Genomic DNA, 14,475 nt, shown 5'->3' with positions numbered 1-14,475 from the left:
GCCTGATCGGTTCGCTCCGCTCACACCACTCTCCTGCGGTTTTACGGCGCTCGCGCGCGATCGATTCTCGCATGCCGCTCTTGCAGTTCGACACGACGCTGGCGCTCGACGAGGCGGAGACCGAAGCGTTCGCGGCGTTCGTCCGCGAGACGTACGCGGACGTGATGCGGACGGGAACGGACCACGTCGCGGTGACGGTCCGCACGCACGCGGACGCGGCGCTCTCCATCGGACGCGGCGTCGACGGTCCGCTGCTCTTCGTGGACGCGGAGATCCGCCGCGGCCGGGACGACAAGACGAAACGGGAGTTCGCGCTCGCGGTGATGGAGCGCGCCCGCGAGGCCCACGGGGTACCGTCGGAGAACCTGAAGGTCGTGTTCACGGCGCACGACGGGCCGTCGATGATGGGGTACGATCGCGTCGGGGCGACGTGGACGCCCGAGGAGGGGTGAGCCGAACGGCCACACCGCACGCCACCGCGTGGGCACTCACCCGACCAGCCACGGCGCGAGGTCGGGGAGGCGCTTGCGGAGGAGCGTGTAAACGACGGAGACCGGGAGCGTCGCGACGGCGAGCAGTCGAAGCGGCCGGTCGGCTCCGAAGAGCACGACGCAGACGCAGACGCCGCAGAGCGCGAGGTCCTCGGGCGCGCCGTCCCACCGGATCCAGTGGCGCGGGTGGAGCCAGCGTCGCCCGAGACGGCAGTAGACGCCGCGGTGGTCGTCGCGGAGCCACGGCCGCGGCGCGAGGCCGACGGTGAGCGCGTGCGGGCGAAGGCCGGCGAGGCCGACGAGGGGGACGAGACAGAGCGCGTAGTAGTCGGGGTAGTGGAGCGTCCGGCGGTGCTCGCCGACGAGGAGATCGAGGTCGGGAAAGACGCCCCCGCAGAAGGCGGCGAAAGCGGCGACGCCGGCGACCCGCGGCGAGAGCGGGAGGAGCGTGACGAGCGCGGCGCCCATCACCGCGTGCGTCGTGACCATCATGGCCGGGACCTCGCGTGGGCCACGCCTAGTCGAGGAGCGGTGTGCCGTCGGCCGCGGGGCCGAGCTGGGGACCGAAAACGTCCGCATCCGTGTCGATCCGACGGCGTTCGGTGTAGTCGGTGTTCCGCTCGACCGGCGGACGGCCGATCGCCGTGAGCATCTCGACGTAGTCGCGGAAGGAGCGGAACTCGCCGTACTGACCGCCCGCGCGCTTCGTGATCTCCTCAGAGAGGATGGTGCCCATGAAGTCGTCCGCGCCGCAGTTGAGGAGTTTGAGGCCGAACTCGTCGCCGTACTTCACCCACGAGGACTGGATGTGCTCGACGTTGTCGAGGAAGAGGCGCGCGACGGCGATCAGCAGTTCGTCCTCGGCCTTCGAGGCCCCCGACTCGACGACGCCGTGTTCGTGGAGCGGGGTGTCCTGGTGGATGAAGGAGAGCGGGACGAACTCCGTGATGTTGTCCGTCCGATCTTGGAGGTCGCGGATGACCTTCAGGTGCTCCACGCGGTGGGCCTCGTTCTCGACGTGACCGTACATCATCGTCGCCGTCATCGGGAGGCCGACCTCGGCGGCGGCGGCCATCGAGTCCACCCACTCCTGGGTGGTGATCTTGCCCGGACAGATGATCTCGCGCACCTCGTCGACGAGGATCTCCGCCGCGGTTCCGGGCACCGTCTTCAGGCCGACGTCCGCGAGCTCGCGGTAGACGTCCGCGTACCCCCAGTCGGCTCCGCGCTGCGCGTGATCGACCTCCTCGGGGGTCATCGAGTGGACGTGCGCGCCCGTCTCGGCCATCGCGGCGATCTGTTCGCGGTACGTCGTCGGATCGGTGTCGTACGCCTCCGGCGGTTTGTAGTTCAGCTCGGGATCGTCGGGGTCGAGGAGTTCGCGGTGCTCCTCGTTCAGCCCGAAGGCGGGATGAAGCCCCGATACCGACGTGACCTCGTAGACGCCGCGATCCACGGCGTCTTGGACGACCGCACGCGACTCGGCGGGCGACTTCGTGAAGCCGCCGTGCTCCTGTTGGTACTCCGTCTCGAACTGGTGGGCGGTGTCTTTGAAGTTACAGAAGAGACAGCCGGTGTTGCACGCCGTCGTGACGTTGTTGTTGACGTTGGCGATGAACGTCACCTCCTCGCCGACGACCTCCGCGCGCCGGCGGTCCGCGGCCTCCAAGACGAGTTCCTTCCGGTACGGATCGAGCCCCTCGACGTCGGTGCCGGTCGTGATGAGCTCGATCCCGTCGTCGACGGTCAGACGAACGCCGTCGCGGGCCTTCGAGAGCGCGTTCTCGAAGGACTGGTCGGTCTCGGGGACGACGTCGAAGCCGAACTCGTCGGCGTCGAGGTCCGCCGCCCGATCGTCGATCCAAGACATACACGTCGATTTCGCGCGCACACGCAAAAGCGGGCGGGTCCCGTCAGGTGAGTGGGGGAACCGGTGACGGACGTCGCCTCACGCGATCCGCGTCGAGCGGCCCGTGATGCGCTCGTAGAGGACGACGGCGACGGCGGCGACGCCCGCGAGCGCGAAGAGCGCGTCGAGGAGTGAGGGGCCCTCTGCGGCGAGGCCGTAGACGCCGATGATCCCGATGCCGACGGCGAGCAGGCGGTCGTGCTCGGGGACGCGCTCGCGGACGGGGACGGGGATTCCCGTGAGGGACACGAGGACGAGCGGGAGGAACGAGAGCACCTCGGAGAGCGGGGGCGAACCGAGGGCGAAAGAGACGACGCCGGTGGCGACGAGCAGCGCGTACGCGGCGCTTCGGTAGTCGAGCGAATCGCGGAGGGCCATGGGCGGCGGAACGCGGGGCGGGGAGAAAAACCTTCGCCGCGGAAATCCGATCAGACCCGCGAGAGGGCGAGTTCGAGGAGGGCGACGGCGCCCACGACCGCGCACGTGACGCCGTCGAGACGCCACACGCCGGTCACGGCGAGTCGGGCGACGCCGTAGACGCCGAGGGAGACGGCGGCGATCCGGTCGTACACCGGGACGGCGTCGCGGAGCCCGATCGGGACGCCGACGCCGAAGACGACCGCGACGAGGACGTACGCGCCGGTCAGTGCGACGTGCGTGGCGAGCGCTCCGAGCGCCGCACACCCGATCGCGACGCACGCGACGACCGGGCTCCAGCGATCGAAGTGATCAGTGAACGACACGCGGAGCGTGACGACCGACCGAGGCAAAAAAGTACCGGCGTGCGCGTCGCGTGGTCGCGCGCACGCCTCAGGCGATAGTGGGCGAGCGCCCGGTGACGCGCGCGTAGGCGAGTTCGAGGAGGGAGACGACCCCGACCAGGAGCATCGCTGCGACGGTGAGGCTCCAGCCGTCGCTGACGAACACGGCGATCCCGAAGACGCCGAGGTAAACGCCCAGGAGCCGCGCGTACGACGGGATGGCCTCCCGGACGGGGAGGAGCACGCCCGCGGCGAAGGCGACGACGCCGAGCGCGAGGGCCGCCGTCACCGGGGGCGTCGGGCGTCCGAACGCGAGGAGCGCGAGAAGTACCGCGGCGCCCAGCGCGGCGATCGGGCTCCAGTAGTCGACGCGGTCGCGAGCCATACCGGAGCGTGGGGCGACGGGGCCAAAAGCCTTCTCGCGAGAGCACGTCGAGTGAGGATCGCCCCCTCGCCCTTCCTACGCCGTGGCGTTCGCGTCTTCGGGGCGCTTACGCGTCACGTCCCGCTTTTACGGCCGCGACGAGTTCCTCGGCGTTCTCGGTGATGGCCTCGAAGTCGCCGGCCGCGATGGCGTCCTCGTCGATGAGCGAGCCGCCCGCGCCGACGGCGGCGGCGCCGGCCTCGATGTACTCGCGGGCGTTGGACGGGCCGACACCGCCCGTCGGAACGATGTCGAGTTGGCCGAGCGGGCCCTTCAGCGCCGAGACGTGCGCGGGTCCGACGCTCTTCGCCGGGAAGACCTTCACCGCGCTCGCGCCGGCTTCGATGGCCGAGACGGCCTCCGTCGGCGTCATGATCCCCGGGAAGGAGGCGACGCCGTAGCGGTTGCAGGTCTCGATGACCGACTCGTGGAGCGACGGCGAGACGACGAACTCGGCACCGGCCCGAAGGGCGGCGTTCGCCGTCTCCTCGTCGATGACGGTCCCCGCGCCGACGTGGACCTCGGTGTCCGCGAAGTGGTCGGCGAGCGCGTCGATCCCCTCGATCGCGCCCGGCGAGTCCGCCGTGACCTCGATGGTCGTGACGCCGCCCGCGCGGAGGGCCTCGCCCGTGTCGATCAGCGTCTCCGGTTCGAGGCCGCGCATGACGGCGACGACGCCGCACTCCGTGAGCTCCGACAGCGTCGGGTCTGCTACCATGTTCGACCGTGGCGCGCGCCGAGTCATAAAGACGGGTGGAACGGAGATAGCACAGACGTGCATACCTCGGGTCTGAGATCGGTTCCGGTAGGCACGTCGATGGAAACCACTTAGTCCCCGGACGACGGAGGACGCGTATGACGAGCGTCAAGGACCTCCGCGTCGCGGACGCCCCGACGCGGGAGGCCGCCGGCCGCGGTCGGTTCGCGTTCACCGACGACTACAGCGTCTTCGACTGGGGGAAGATGCCCGACCAGATCCCGCAGAAGGGCGCGGCGCTCTGCACGATGGGCGCGTACAACTTCGAACTGCTCGAAGCCGCGGGCGTCCCCACGCACTACCGGGGCGTCGTCGACGCCGGCGACGCCGAGCGCGTCGTCGACCTCGACAGCGCGGGCACCCCGCCGACCGAGATGGCCATCGACCTCGTGCGGGTGCCCGACCTCCCGTTCGCCGACGGCGACTACGACTACGACGCCTTCCACGCGGAGGCGGGATCGAACTACGTGGTGCCCCTGGAGATCGTCTTTCGCAACACCGTCCCGGTCGGCTCCAGTCTCCGCTCGCGCGCGAGCCCCGAGGAGTACGGCCTCGACGTCGCCGAGTGGCCGGCCGAACCCGTCACCCTCGCGGACCCCGTCGTCGAGTTCTCCACGAAGTTCGAGGAGCAGGACCGCTACGTCGACGACGCCGAGGCGGACCGGATCGCGGGCGACGCCGCCGTCGCCGACCTCGAATCGCTCGCGCGTCGCGTCAACGACGTCGTCACCGAGCGCGCCGAGGCGGCGGGCTTCGAGCACCAGGACGGCAAGATCGAGTGCGCGGTGATCGACGGCGAGGTCGTCGTCGCCGACGTCGTCGGGACGTTCGACGAGAACCGCTTTTCCTACCGCGGCCAGCAGGTCTCGAAGGAGGTCGTCCGGCAGTTCTACAAGAGCTACGACCCGACGTGGGTCGACGCCGTGAGCGAGGCGAAGGCCGAGGCCGACCGGGAGGGCGTCGCCGACTGGCGCGAGCTCTGCGGCACGACGCCCGAGCGCCTCCCCGAGGACGTGATCGAGACGGTGTCGGCGCTGTATCGGGCGGGGACGAACGCCTACGCCGGGAGCGAGTGGTTCGACGCGCCCGACATCGACGCGGCCGTCGACGCCGTGCGAGACCTCTAACGCGACCTCGCTCCCGTCATCGGCGCGCTCGTCGACGTCGACGGCCCCGGCGCCGTCGCGGCCCGGAAGGACGGGCACGTCGCCGTCGGCCATGAGGGCAGATGAGCGGTCCATGAGCCGCGGTTCCGACGCGTACGTGCATTTCCGACCCAACTGTGAGCACTGTCCCGCTCGCGTTCGACCGCCTCACCCGAGGCGGCGAGGCGGGCTACCTCTTTGTAGCGCCGGCACCTCTCCTTCGACATGATCGTCACCGAGGCCGGCGACCGCTATCGGTTCGTCACCCAACCCGACCACGCGGCGCTCAGCGGGCGCTTCGCGCGCCACTGGGGCGGCGGGGACACCGTCCTCCCGGGCCCGCGCGTCCCGTTCGTCGTCGCCGCCGAGACCCACGACCAGGGGTGGAGCGACTACGACTGCCGACCGCGACTCGACGACGACGGCGACCCCGTCGATTTCGTCGCGGTCGACGGCGACGACTGGACCGACTTCTACGCGCGCGGCGTCGACGTCGCCGCGGACATCGATCCCTACGCCGGCCTGCTCGTCTCGATGCACGCCGCCGGCCTCCGCCGCGGGGGCTACGGCGTCCGCACCGAGATCCTCGACCTGAGCGACGAGGCGCCGTTCGCGTCGTTCGTCGACGCGCAGGAAGCGCGCCAAGCGGAGTTCGCGGCGTCGCTCGACCTCCCCGAGCGCGACCGGGAGACGCTCGACGTCCTCCACGCCGACGGGACGGCCCCGGCGGGCGCGATCCGCGGCGACCTATGGAAACACTACCTCCTGTTGCAGGCGCTCGACTCGCTCTCGCTCTACGCCTGCCACAGTGCCCGGTTCGAGGCGACGGAGATCGGGCCCGTCCCGGTCACGGGTGACGACACGGCGACGCTCGACGTGACGCCGGTCGGCCCCGCGACGCTCCGACTCGATCCCTACCCCTTCGAGATCGACGCGCTCGCCGCGACCGTCCCGCAGCGGATCGTCCCGACCGACGCCGACGACCTCGTGAGCGCCTACTACGACGCCGACGTGCGGCGCTTCGAAGTCACGTTCGTCGCCTAGTCGTTCCGGCGGGGAGGACGCCCGCGGTCGGTACGGCGTGAGTGATCGCACAGCGCCGCGACCGTACGGCGCCCGGCCCGGGCGACGGGACGCGACACGCCGGCAGACGGGAAGCGATTCGCGAGCGGGATTCGAGGGAGCGGGAGCCACACGAACGTGCAACATCCCCGCTTTTTCAGAAGTCTTTTTGACCACGGTCACGCACTCACGGGCGATGAGCGCCTACACCGCGACGGTGACCGTCCGACTGAAGCGCGGCGTCCTCGATCCCGAGGCCGAGACCACGAAACGCGCCCTCGAACGCCTCGGTTTCGAGCTGGAGGCGCTGCGCTCGACCGACCGCTTCGAGGTCGACCTCGACGCCGCGGACGCGGACGCCGCGGCCGAGCGCGCCGAGGAGATGGCCGAGCGCCTGCTCGCCAACCCGACGATCCACGACTACGACGTGGACGTCGCCGCGCGCGAATGATCGCCGTCGTGCGCTTCGGCGGGTCGAACTGCGATCGAGACGCCGTGCGCGCGCTCGACGCGGTCGGCGTCGACGCGGAAATCGTCTGGCACGAGGACGGCCTCCCCGCCGACACCGACGGCGTGGTCATTCCCGGTGGCTTCTCCTACGGCGACTACCTCCGCGCGGGCGCGATGGCGGCGCGCTCGCCCATCATGGACGACGTCCGCGCCGCCGCCGAATCGGGCACGCCCGTCCTCGGGATCTGTAACGGCGCGCAGATCGGCTGTGAGGGCGGTCTGACACCCGGGGCGTTCACGACGAACCGCTCGGCGCGCTTCCAGTGCGAGCACGTCCACCTCCGCGTCGAGAACGCCGACACCCCGTGGACGCGCGCCTACGACGAGGGCGACGTCGTCGAGTTCCCCATCGCGCACGGCGAGGGGCGCTTCGAGATCCCGGACGCCGAACTGGCGGCCGTCGAGGACGAGAACCGGGTGCTCTTCCGCTACTGCGACGCCGACGGGACCGTTACCGACAAAGCGAACCCGAACGGCTCGAAGCACAACGTCGCGGGACTCCTCGGCGCGGACGAGACGATCGCCGTCATGATGCCCCACCCGGAGCGCGCCGCGCTCCCGCTCCTCGGCAGGACGGACGGGCAGGGCGTGTTGGAAGCGTTCGCGTAACTGGCGAAGCCGGTTACGCGGACAAGTGAGCGCCCGCGCTGACCTCGCCCCCGTCGAACCGCACCCGAGCCCCGAACGACCGTCGCCGGTCTCGTGACGGAGACAACTTACTTACTCGTTCAGTCGAGACACTGACGGGATGCCCTCCAACGCACTGACGCGCCGCGGGCTGCTCGCAGCGACGGGAGCGACGGCGCTCGCCTCCCTCACGGGGTGTATGGGTCGCGTCGTCGCCGGGACCGATCGCGTTCACGAGCGGGACGCCCCCGTGGGCGACGTCACCGGGGCGTGGCCGACCTACCAACACGACTTCGCGAACACCGGCGGGACGGCCGACGGCGGTCCGTCCAGCGATCCGGCCGTTTCCAGCGTCGCGGCCGTCGGCGTCGCGACCGGCACCTCGGTAACGCTCGCCGGTGGCCGTGGTATCGTGGGGTACAGCGACGGGGACGGCGAGGCGGGTGCGTATCGTGGCTTCGGACTCGACTCGTCGAAGGCGTCGTGGTCGGTTCGGTATCCGTATGGGAAGTCGACGCCGACGGTCGCCGGAGACGCGGTCTTCGTCTCGACGGCGGAGTTCGTGGCGGCGTACGACGGCCGGAACGGCGAGCTCTGTTGGCGAACCGATCAGGGCGGCTACGGAACGGTGTCGAACGCGCCCGTTCTCGCCGCGGACGTCCTCCTCACGGACGACGGGGAGACCGTCTACGGTCGCGACCCCGCGAGCGGCGAGAAGCGCTGGCGCTACGACGCAGGCGAGTCTACGGCGTCCGTCGTCGCCCGCGACGGTGACGCGTACGCGGCCGTGGGTACGGACGGAGAGACCGGCGTCGCCGCCCTCGACCCCGCATCGGGCGAGGAGCGCTGGCGACGGCACGACCTCCCGGAGAGTACCGTCCCGCTCGTGGTCGGCGAGAACCACCTGTACTACGCGGCCCATCGCGGCGACGTGTACGCGCTCGCGCTGGACGACGGGGCGACACAGTGGCGCGCGTCCGTCCCGCTGCCGGAGAACGGGAGTCCGTACGCCGCCGTGAGTAGCGACACGCTCCACGTCCAGTCACCCGACGGCGCGCTCGCGGCGTTCGACGTGACTGACGGAGCCACGAGGTGGGCGAGGGAGCTCGACGCCGACCTCGGGCCGCGTCCGCCGGTCGTCGCCGCCGATACGCGGTTCGCGCTGGGGGAGGAGACGCTGTACGCACTCGACGCCGCGAGCGGCGAGACGACGTGGTCGCTCGGGCTGGACGTCCGACCCGCGCTCATGAGTGCGCCCTCGGTTCGCGGGAGCGCGCTCTACTACGCCGGTCACGGCCGCGACTCCGGCGTCGTGCGCGTCAGCGACTGATCGCGACCGGCCGACCGACGGGCCGAGACGACCGGAACGACACCCGAACCGCTCTATTCCTCGCGGATCGCCACGCCCGGCTCGGATGTCCGGTCGCGCGTCGCGCGACCTATTCCTCGCGGCCCCCTCCGGCCGCCGTTCGGTGAGTAGCGATTCTTCGCCGCCGCCCAGAACCGCCTACTCCGCCAGCGGGAGGTTGTAGGCCGTCTCGCGTTCGAGGACGGCGTCGTGCGTGAGTTCGCACTCACAGCTGACCTCCTCGAAGACGCTCGGGTCCTGCCGGAGGTCGAAGTCCTTGATGGCCTCGTAGACGAGGTCGTCGCACTCCCCGCAGTTGTGCGGGCCCCGGTCGGAGCCGTTCCCCACGGGGTCGGAGACGACGATGACGTCCTCGTCGGCGGTCTCCTCCAACACCTCGGCGACCGACCAGAGCCACGGCGGGCGATAGCCGCCCCGGAAGTGGAGTCGATCGACCATCGTGTAGCGCTGGACGTTCGTCGGGTTCATCGAGACGGTGTGACAGCCCTCGACGGCCGCGCACTTCTCGACGGAGGCCTTCATGTCCGCGACGGCCTCGGACTCGGAGAGGAAGGGCGGCTTCATCAGGAGGTAGGCCTTGACGCCCGCGCCGACGGAGCGCGCCTCAGCGGCGGCGTCCTCGAAGTCCGCGAAGTCGAAGTACTTGTTCACGCAGTCGTGGCGGACGCGGTCCGTGGCGGTTTCGAGGCCGACGGCGACGTCGGTTTCGAGGCCGACGTCCGTGAAGTCGGAGACGCGCTCGGCCTCCACGAAGTCCGGGAGGCTCTCGACGACGATGCGCTCGCGGTCCGCGAAGGTGTCGGCGATCGCACTGCGAGTCTCGGCGGGGACCTCGCGCTCGTCGAGGAAGCTCCCGGAGGTGTATATCTTCACGAGCCCGGATTCGTCGTCGGCCTCCTCGGCCTCGTGGTCGAGGCAGGCCTGAATCTGGTCCATGAGGGCGTCGTGGCCGACGCTCCCGCCCTCGACGGACTCGGCGACGTAGCCGCACATCGTGCAGCCGCCGGCGCGCGCCCAGCGACAGCCGCCCGTGTTCAGGATTATCGTCAGGCTCTGGTAGACGCCGTCGGGCGTGTTGTCCTCGTCGAGCCACACCCGCGTCGGCTCGTGCGGGTCGTACTCCTTGTTCCCCTTCTCGGCGCGGAGTTCGCGCATCACCTGATTGTGCGCGTCCATCCCGCGCCCCTGCTCGTACACCTCGGGGGACGGCTTACTCATTACCACGTAGAAGCCCGGGCGCGCGTAAAACCCCCGCGGTCGACCCCTACCCGCGGTCGAGGGCGGGGACGGCGACGACAACGCTTAGGCGGCCGGCGGCCGGGTTGCGCGTGTGTCCGAGTCAACGTCGATCGCGGTCACGCTCGAACGCGCGTTCGCGGTCGCCCCCGAGTCCGTCTGGGTCGCCCTCTCCGATCCGGTGACGACCCGCGAGTGTCTCCCGGGGTGTACGGCGCTCGCGCCCGTCGCGGACCGCGAGCTCCCGTCGGGATCGATCGCGCGCCTGCTCGCCACGGACCCCGAGACGCGCGACGCGCGGACGGTCTCGGCGGGGGAGCGGTACGACGCGGTGATCGGTGCGGGCGTCCGCGGCGCCGACGTCGAAATCGACGTGGACGCGACGGTCACGGAGCGCGACTACCCCGACATGGTCGTCGAGGGAGCCATCGGCGACGACATCGACGCGGCGATGGAAGCGACACTCGCCCTCGACGAGCGAGAGGGGGGGTGTCTCGCGACGTGGCGCGCGGAGGCGGCGGTCGGCGGGCGACTCGCCGCGGACGACCGGCGTGCCGTCGAGTCGACGATCACGCGCGTCGCCGCCGACTACTTCGACGCGCTCGACGACCGCCTCGCCGCGCTCGGCGGCCCCAAGAGCGAGCGGGTGGTGAAGGACCCCGAGTGGAGGTAGCGCGACACGAGGGCGACGAGCCCGAGGAGCGCCGGCGGGTCGTCGCGGCGGACCGCCCACGCGCCGGCGACGACGATCGCCGCACAGCCCGCGGCGTGCAGGGGCGCGTCCCGCGGGAGCCCACCGGCGGTCGGCGCGCCGGCACCGGGGAGAGGGTCGCGGCGGCGAGCGAGACGACGAGGAGCGCGACGGGGACGCAGCGGGGACGCGGCGGGAGCGGACCGACACGTCAGGTCACGAGCGGGAGGCCGAAGCGGATCGCCCAGAAGACCCCCATCCCGACGGCGATCGTGGCGAGGACGTCCTCGGTGTAGTAGGCGACGCCGGCGGCGACGAGGCCGGCGACGACCTTCTCTTGGGCGATCGTGGCGGCGACGGTCGCGCGGATCGTCACGATGTCCGGGACGACGAGCGCGGCGAGGACGGCAGCGGGGACGAAGGCCAGTGCGCGCTCCGCCCAGTCGGGGACGCCGCCGACGCGCCCGAGGAGGCCGATGAAGGAGAAGCGGATGAGGAACGTCGGGACGGCGATCGCGGCGATGAGCGCCCACGTCGTGAGGGCGTCGTAGGTCGTCATCGCCGCCACCCCGCGACGACGAGGCCCGCGACGATGCCGGCGAGCGCGCCGACGAGCAGGCCGGCGTTGAACGGCCAGTCCGCGCCGTAGACGGCGATCGCGGCGCCGACGACCGCCGCGGCGGCGTGCGGGACGCCCTCGATGGCGGGCACGAGGAGGGCGAGGAAGACGAGCGGCACCGCGAAGCCGAGCCCCCACGAGGACGGGACGCCGGCGCCGAGGAGGACGCCGGCGGCGGTCGTGACCTGCCAGACGGCCCAGAGGGCGAACGCGACCGCGAGGTAGTACCAGCGTCGATCGACGTCGGACTCACGGTAGGTGGCGACGGAGAGCGCGAAGGCCTGATCGGTGAGCGGGTAGGCGAGGAGCGCGCGCCAGCGCGCGGCGTACCCCTCGAAGTACGGGGCGAGCGACGCCGAGTACATCGCCATCCGGAGGTTGATCGCGACGGCGGTAGCGACGACGGCGACGAACGCCGCGTGTCCCTCGACCAGCGAGAGCGCCGCGAGCTGTGACGCGCCGGCGAAGACGAAGACGGAGAGCCCCATCGCCTGCGGAAAGGTGAAGCCGGCGCGGCTGGCGGCGACGCCGGCGACGAGTCCGAACGGCACGATACCGACGAGGATCGGCAGGGCGTCGCGGAGGCCGCGAGCGAGCGCGTCGCGTTCCATGCGTGACAGTCGACCGGCCGCGAGCTAAATCCCATCGAACCCGACGCGGGCGTCGGACCGGGCCGGGCGTGGCACGGACGGACCGGCCGAGAGGGCGTGACCCCGGCGGATCAGCGGAGAGGGCTGCTACGGACGGATCGGCGCCGACGGCGCGCGCGGACGTGACGAGGCCGTACCGGAGTCGCGGGGCGTGAGGGGCGACGCGCCGAGACGGGCGGGTTTCTTTGCCGATCCGGCCGTGGGAGGGCGTATGGTCATCCACGAAGTCGACGTCCCCGGCGTCGGCAAACAGTACGAGGTGGCGACGAGCGGGGAGACGCGCTTCGTCGTCATCGTGCACCACGACGGCCGCCGGGAGATCTACCGGCGCGAGGGGCCGGACGCGGACGCCGAGAAGCTCTTCGATCTCGACGCGGCGACGGCTCGTGAGGCCGCGAGCGTCCTGCAGGGAACCGACTTCCGACCGCTCGATCTCGACGACGTCGAGGTCCCGCTCGGCGACGCGATCATGGAGTGGGTGGAGGTCCCCGCGGACTCCCCCGTCGCGGGTGAGACGCTGGCTGCCGCCGGCATCCGCGCGGAGACGGGCGCGACCGTCGCGGCCGTCCAGCGCGGCGCGGAGACGCTCGCCAACCCCGGCACGGACACGGTCCTCGAACCCGGCGACATCCTCGTCGCCATCGGGTCGCGCGCGGAGCAGAAGGCCCTCCAGTCGCTCGTGGCGACGGGCGAGGGCGAGACGGCGTAGGATGGCGGACGTCCTCTTCGAGACCGGTATCGCGTTCCTCGCGCTCGCGCTCGCCGGCGCGCTCGCGCACCGCTTCGGCCAGTCCGTCATTCCCGCGTACATCGTCGCGGGCGTCGTCGTCGGCCCGTACGTGCCCACGGAGGTCGCGGGCGTCTCGCTCGCGCTCGTGACCCACGGCGAGTTCGTCACCACCGCCGCCGAGATCGGGATCGTCCTCCTGTTGTTCTTCCTCGGACTAGAGTTCGACGTCAGCTACCTCCTCTCGCAGGGCCGGGAGCTCGCGCTCCTCGGGAGCGTCGACTTCCTCGTCAACGGCGCGGTCGGCGTCGCGCTCGCGTACGCGTTCGGCCTCGGCCCGCTCGGCGCGGTGTTCGTCGTCGGGATCGTCTTCGTCTCCTCCAGCGCCATCGTCACGAAGTCGCTGACGGACGCCGGCTGGCTGGCGAACCCGGAGAGTCGCACCATCCTCGGGACGCTCGTCGTCGAGGACATCATCGTCGCCGTCTACCTCGCGGTGCTCGCCGCCGTGGTCGGCGGCGGTACGCTCGCGGGGGCGGCGACGAGCGTCGCGGGGTCCTTCTGCTTCCTCGCGGTCCTCGCCCTCGTCGCCTACTACGGCAGCGATCACGTCGAGCGCGTCTTCGACGTCGGCCCGGACGAGCTGTTCGTCCTCCGGGTCGTCGGCGTCGCCGTCGCGGTCGGCGCGCTCGCGCTCTCCGTCGGCGTCAGCGAGGCCGTCGCCGCCTTCTTCGTCGGCACGGCGTTCAGCACGACCGATCTCGTCGAGCGAATCGAACACCTCGTAACGTCGCTCCGCGACGTCTTCGCCGCCGTCTTCTTCTTCGCCATCGGCCTCGACACCGACCTCCGCGTCGTCGCGGGCGTCGCGCTCCTCGTCGCGGTCGCCGCGCTCGCCACGACCGCGAGCAAGCTAACGAGCGGCTACGCGGGCGGGCGGCTCACCGGCCTCGACCCCCGACGCTCGGCGCGCGTCGGTATCGGCCTACTCGCGCGCGGGGAGTTCTCGCTCATCGTCGCGACCCTGGCGGCGGCGAGCACCGTCCCCGCGATCCGCGAGACCGTCCCGCCGTTCGCCGTCGGCTACGTGCTCGTCATGAGCATCCTCGGGACGGTCGCCATCGCGCGCGAGGGCGTCCTCACCTCGCGTCTCGCCTAGCGCCCGAGCACGACGGCCGTCCGCACGTCGAGGGCCGTCTCGAACTCCCCGAGGCGGTCCGCGCGGTCGCCCGCGAGCAGGAGAGTGGCCTCGTGGGCGCGTTTGACCGCCGTGGTCTCCACCTCGGTGAACGCCAGCGCCGCGCCCGTCCGCGCCCAGAAGTCCGCGTCCGCGAACAGCACCACGCCGTCGCGCGCGCCGATCGCGCGCTCGTACTGCCGTTCGAGGGCGCGCTCCTTCCCGCGGAGGTAGTCCGCGACGCGCCCGAGGAGCGCGTCGAGCGTCGCGGGATCGACGTCCGCGCCCTCGCACGCGGCCGCCGGGATCGGGTGCGGCAT

General features: G+C 71.4%; 19 protein-coding genes. 9 read left to right on the top strand and 10 right to left on the bottom strand.

Going from position 1 to position 14,475, the window contains the following annotated elements; all coding sequences use genetic code 11:
- Positions 1-71 precede the first annotated feature (71 nt).
- Positions 72-452 (top strand): tautomerase, encoded by a 381-nt coding sequence (locus IEX91_RS01380; RefSeq protein ID WP_188876663.1) that lies wholly within the window; start codon positions 72-74, stop codon positions 450-452.
- 36 nt (positions 453-488) lie between these two features.
- On the opposite strand, the gene IEX91_RS01375 is transcribed toward IEX91_RS01380, so the two are convergent.
- From IEX91_RS01375 to IEX91_RS01350, 6 genes are all read right to left on the bottom strand, one after another.
- Positions 489-983 carry a metal-dependent hydrolase gene (locus tag IEX91_RS01375; protein ID WP_188876661.1) on the bottom strand — a complete coding sequence of 165 codons (495 nt, stop codon included), beginning with the start codon at positions 981-983 and terminating at the stop codon, positions 489-491.
- A gap of 25 nt (positions 984-1,008) precedes the next feature.
- Complete coding sequence (gene cofH, locus IEX91_RS01370) at positions 1,009-2,361, bottom strand: 7,8-didemethyl-8-hydroxy-5-deazariboflavin synthase subunit CofH (protein ID WP_188876659.1); 1,353 nt, start codon at positions 2,359-2,361, stop codon at positions 1,009-1,011.
- A gap of 78 nt (positions 2,362-2,439) precedes the next feature.
- Positions 2,440-2,778: a hypothetical protein gene (locus tag IEX91_RS01365; RefSeq protein WP_188876658.1), complete on the bottom strand. Its 339-nt coding sequence runs from the start codon at positions 2,776-2,778 to the stop codon at positions 2,440-2,442.
- A gap of 50 nt (positions 2,779-2,828) precedes the next feature.
- Entirely contained in the window at positions 2,829-3,143 is a 315-nt protein-coding gene (locus IEX91_RS01360) for a hypothetical protein (protein WP_188876656.1), read from the bottom strand.
- Positions 3,144-3,210: 67 nt separating this feature from the next.
- A complete protein-coding gene (locus tag IEX91_RS01355; RefSeq protein WP_188876654.1) occupies positions 3,211-3,546 on the bottom strand; it encodes a hypothetical protein in 336 nt (111 codons plus the stop codon).
- Positions 3,547-3,652: 106 nt separating this feature from the next.
- Positions 3,653-4,303: a bifunctional 4-hydroxy-2-oxoglutarate aldolase/2-dehydro-3-deoxy-phosphogluconate aldolase gene (locus IEX91_RS01350; protein ID WP_188876652.1), complete on the bottom strand. Its 651-nt coding sequence runs from the start codon at positions 4,301-4,303 to the stop codon at positions 3,653-3,655.
- Positions 4,304-4,440: 137 nt separating this feature from the next.
- Between IEX91_RS01350 and IEX91_RS01345 the strand changes: the two genes are divergently transcribed.
- From IEX91_RS01345 to IEX91_RS01325, 5 genes are all read left to right on the top strand, one after another.
- Positions 4,441-5,469, top strand: a complete 1,029-nt coding sequence (locus tag IEX91_RS01345) for a phosphoribosylaminoimidazolesuccinocarboxamide synthase (protein WP_188876650.1) — start codon at positions 4,441-4,443, stop codon at positions 5,467-5,469.
- Between the two features lie 243 nt (positions 5,470-5,712).
- Positions 5,713-6,531 carry a DUF3891 family protein gene (locus tag IEX91_RS01340; protein WP_188876648.1) on the top strand — a complete coding sequence of 273 codons (819 nt, stop codon included), beginning with the start codon at positions 5,713-5,715 and terminating at the stop codon, positions 6,529-6,531.
- Positions 6,532-6,745: 214 nt separating this feature from the next.
- The gene (gene purS / locus IEX91_RS01335; RefSeq protein WP_188876646.1) at positions 6,746-7,000 is read left to right on the top strand and encodes a phosphoribosylformylglycinamidine synthase subunit PurS; all 255 of its coding nucleotides are present in this window, start codon (positions 6,746-6,748) and stop codon (positions 6,998-7,000) included.
- Complete coding sequence (gene purQ / locus IEX91_RS01330; protein WP_188876644.1) at positions 6,997-7,668, top strand: phosphoribosylformylglycinamidine synthase I; 672 nt, start codon at positions 6,997-6,999, stop codon at positions 7,666-7,668. Before purS ends, purQ begins: the two co-directional genes overlap by 4 nt.
- Before the next feature lie 139 nt (positions 7,669-7,807).
- Positions 7,808-9,016: an outer membrane protein assembly factor BamB family protein gene (locus tag IEX91_RS01325; RefSeq protein ID WP_188876642.1), complete on the top strand. Its 1,209-nt coding sequence runs from the start codon at positions 7,808-7,810 to the stop codon at positions 9,014-9,016.
- Between the two features lie 177 nt (positions 9,017-9,193).
- On the opposite strand, the gene IEX91_RS01320 is transcribed toward IEX91_RS01325, so the two are convergent.
- Positions 9,194-10,273 (bottom strand): archaeosine biosynthesis radical SAM protein RaSEA, encoded by a 1,080-nt coding sequence (locus IEX91_RS01320; protein WP_188876640.1) that lies wholly within the window; start codon positions 10,271-10,273, stop codon positions 9,194-9,196.
- A gap of 112 nt (positions 10,274-10,385) precedes the next feature.
- On the opposite strand from IEX91_RS01320, the gene IEX91_RS01315 reads away from it, so the two are divergent.
- Positions 10,386-10,964 (top strand): CoxG family protein, encoded by a 579-nt coding sequence (locus IEX91_RS01315; RefSeq protein WP_188876638.1) that lies wholly within the window; start codon positions 10,386-10,388, stop codon positions 10,962-10,964.
- 229 nt (positions 10,965-11,193) lie between these two features.
- Here the strand turns inward: IEX91_RS01315 and IEX91_RS01310 are convergent, their stop codons facing one another.
- Together IEX91_RS01310 and IEX91_RS01305 are read right to left on the bottom strand one after the other, a co-directional pair.
- Positions 11,194-11,541: an AzlD domain-containing protein gene (locus tag IEX91_RS01310; protein ID WP_188876636.1), complete on the bottom strand. Its 348-nt coding sequence runs from the start codon at positions 11,539-11,541 to the stop codon at positions 11,194-11,196.
- Positions 11,538-12,212: an AzlC family ABC transporter permease gene (locus IEX91_RS01305; protein WP_188876634.1), complete on the bottom strand. Its 675-nt coding sequence runs from the start codon at positions 12,210-12,212 to the stop codon at positions 11,538-11,540. Before IEX91_RS01305 ends, IEX91_RS01310 begins: the two co-directional genes overlap by 4 nt.
- A gap of 250 nt (positions 12,213-12,462) precedes the next feature.
- On the opposite strand from IEX91_RS01305, the gene IEX91_RS01300 reads away from it, so the two are divergent.
- Together IEX91_RS01300 and IEX91_RS01295 are read left to right on the top strand one after the other, a co-directional pair.
- The gene (locus tag IEX91_RS01300) at positions 12,463-12,960 is read left to right on the top strand and encodes a cation:proton antiporter regulatory subunit (RefSeq protein WP_188876632.1); all 498 of its coding nucleotides are present in this window, start codon (positions 12,463-12,465) and stop codon (positions 12,958-12,960) included.
- A 1-nt stretch (position 12,961) separates the two neighbouring features.
- The gene (locus IEX91_RS01295) at positions 12,962-14,137 is read left to right on the top strand and encodes a cation:proton antiporter (RefSeq protein ID WP_188876630.1); all 1,176 of its coding nucleotides are present in this window, start codon (positions 12,962-12,964) and stop codon (positions 14,135-14,137) included.
- On the opposite strand, the gene IEX91_RS01290 is transcribed toward IEX91_RS01295, so the two are convergent.
- Positions 14,134-14,475 carry a hypothetical protein gene (locus IEX91_RS01290; RefSeq protein ID WP_188876628.1) on the bottom strand — a complete coding sequence of 114 codons (342 nt, stop codon included), beginning with the start codon at positions 14,473-14,475 and terminating at the stop codon, positions 14,134-14,136. The two genes, IEX91_RS01295 and IEX91_RS01290, sit on opposite strands and share 4 nt — an antisense overlap.

Source organism: Halarchaeum nitratireducens (genome assembly GCF_014647155.1).
Taxonomy (GTDB): Archaea; Halobacteriota; Halobacteria; order Halobacteriales; family Halobacteriaceae; genus Halarchaeum; species Halarchaeum nitratireducens.
The sequence above is the reverse complement of the archived record's forward strand: the minus strand, read 5'-3'. Positions and strand labels throughout refer to the sequence as shown.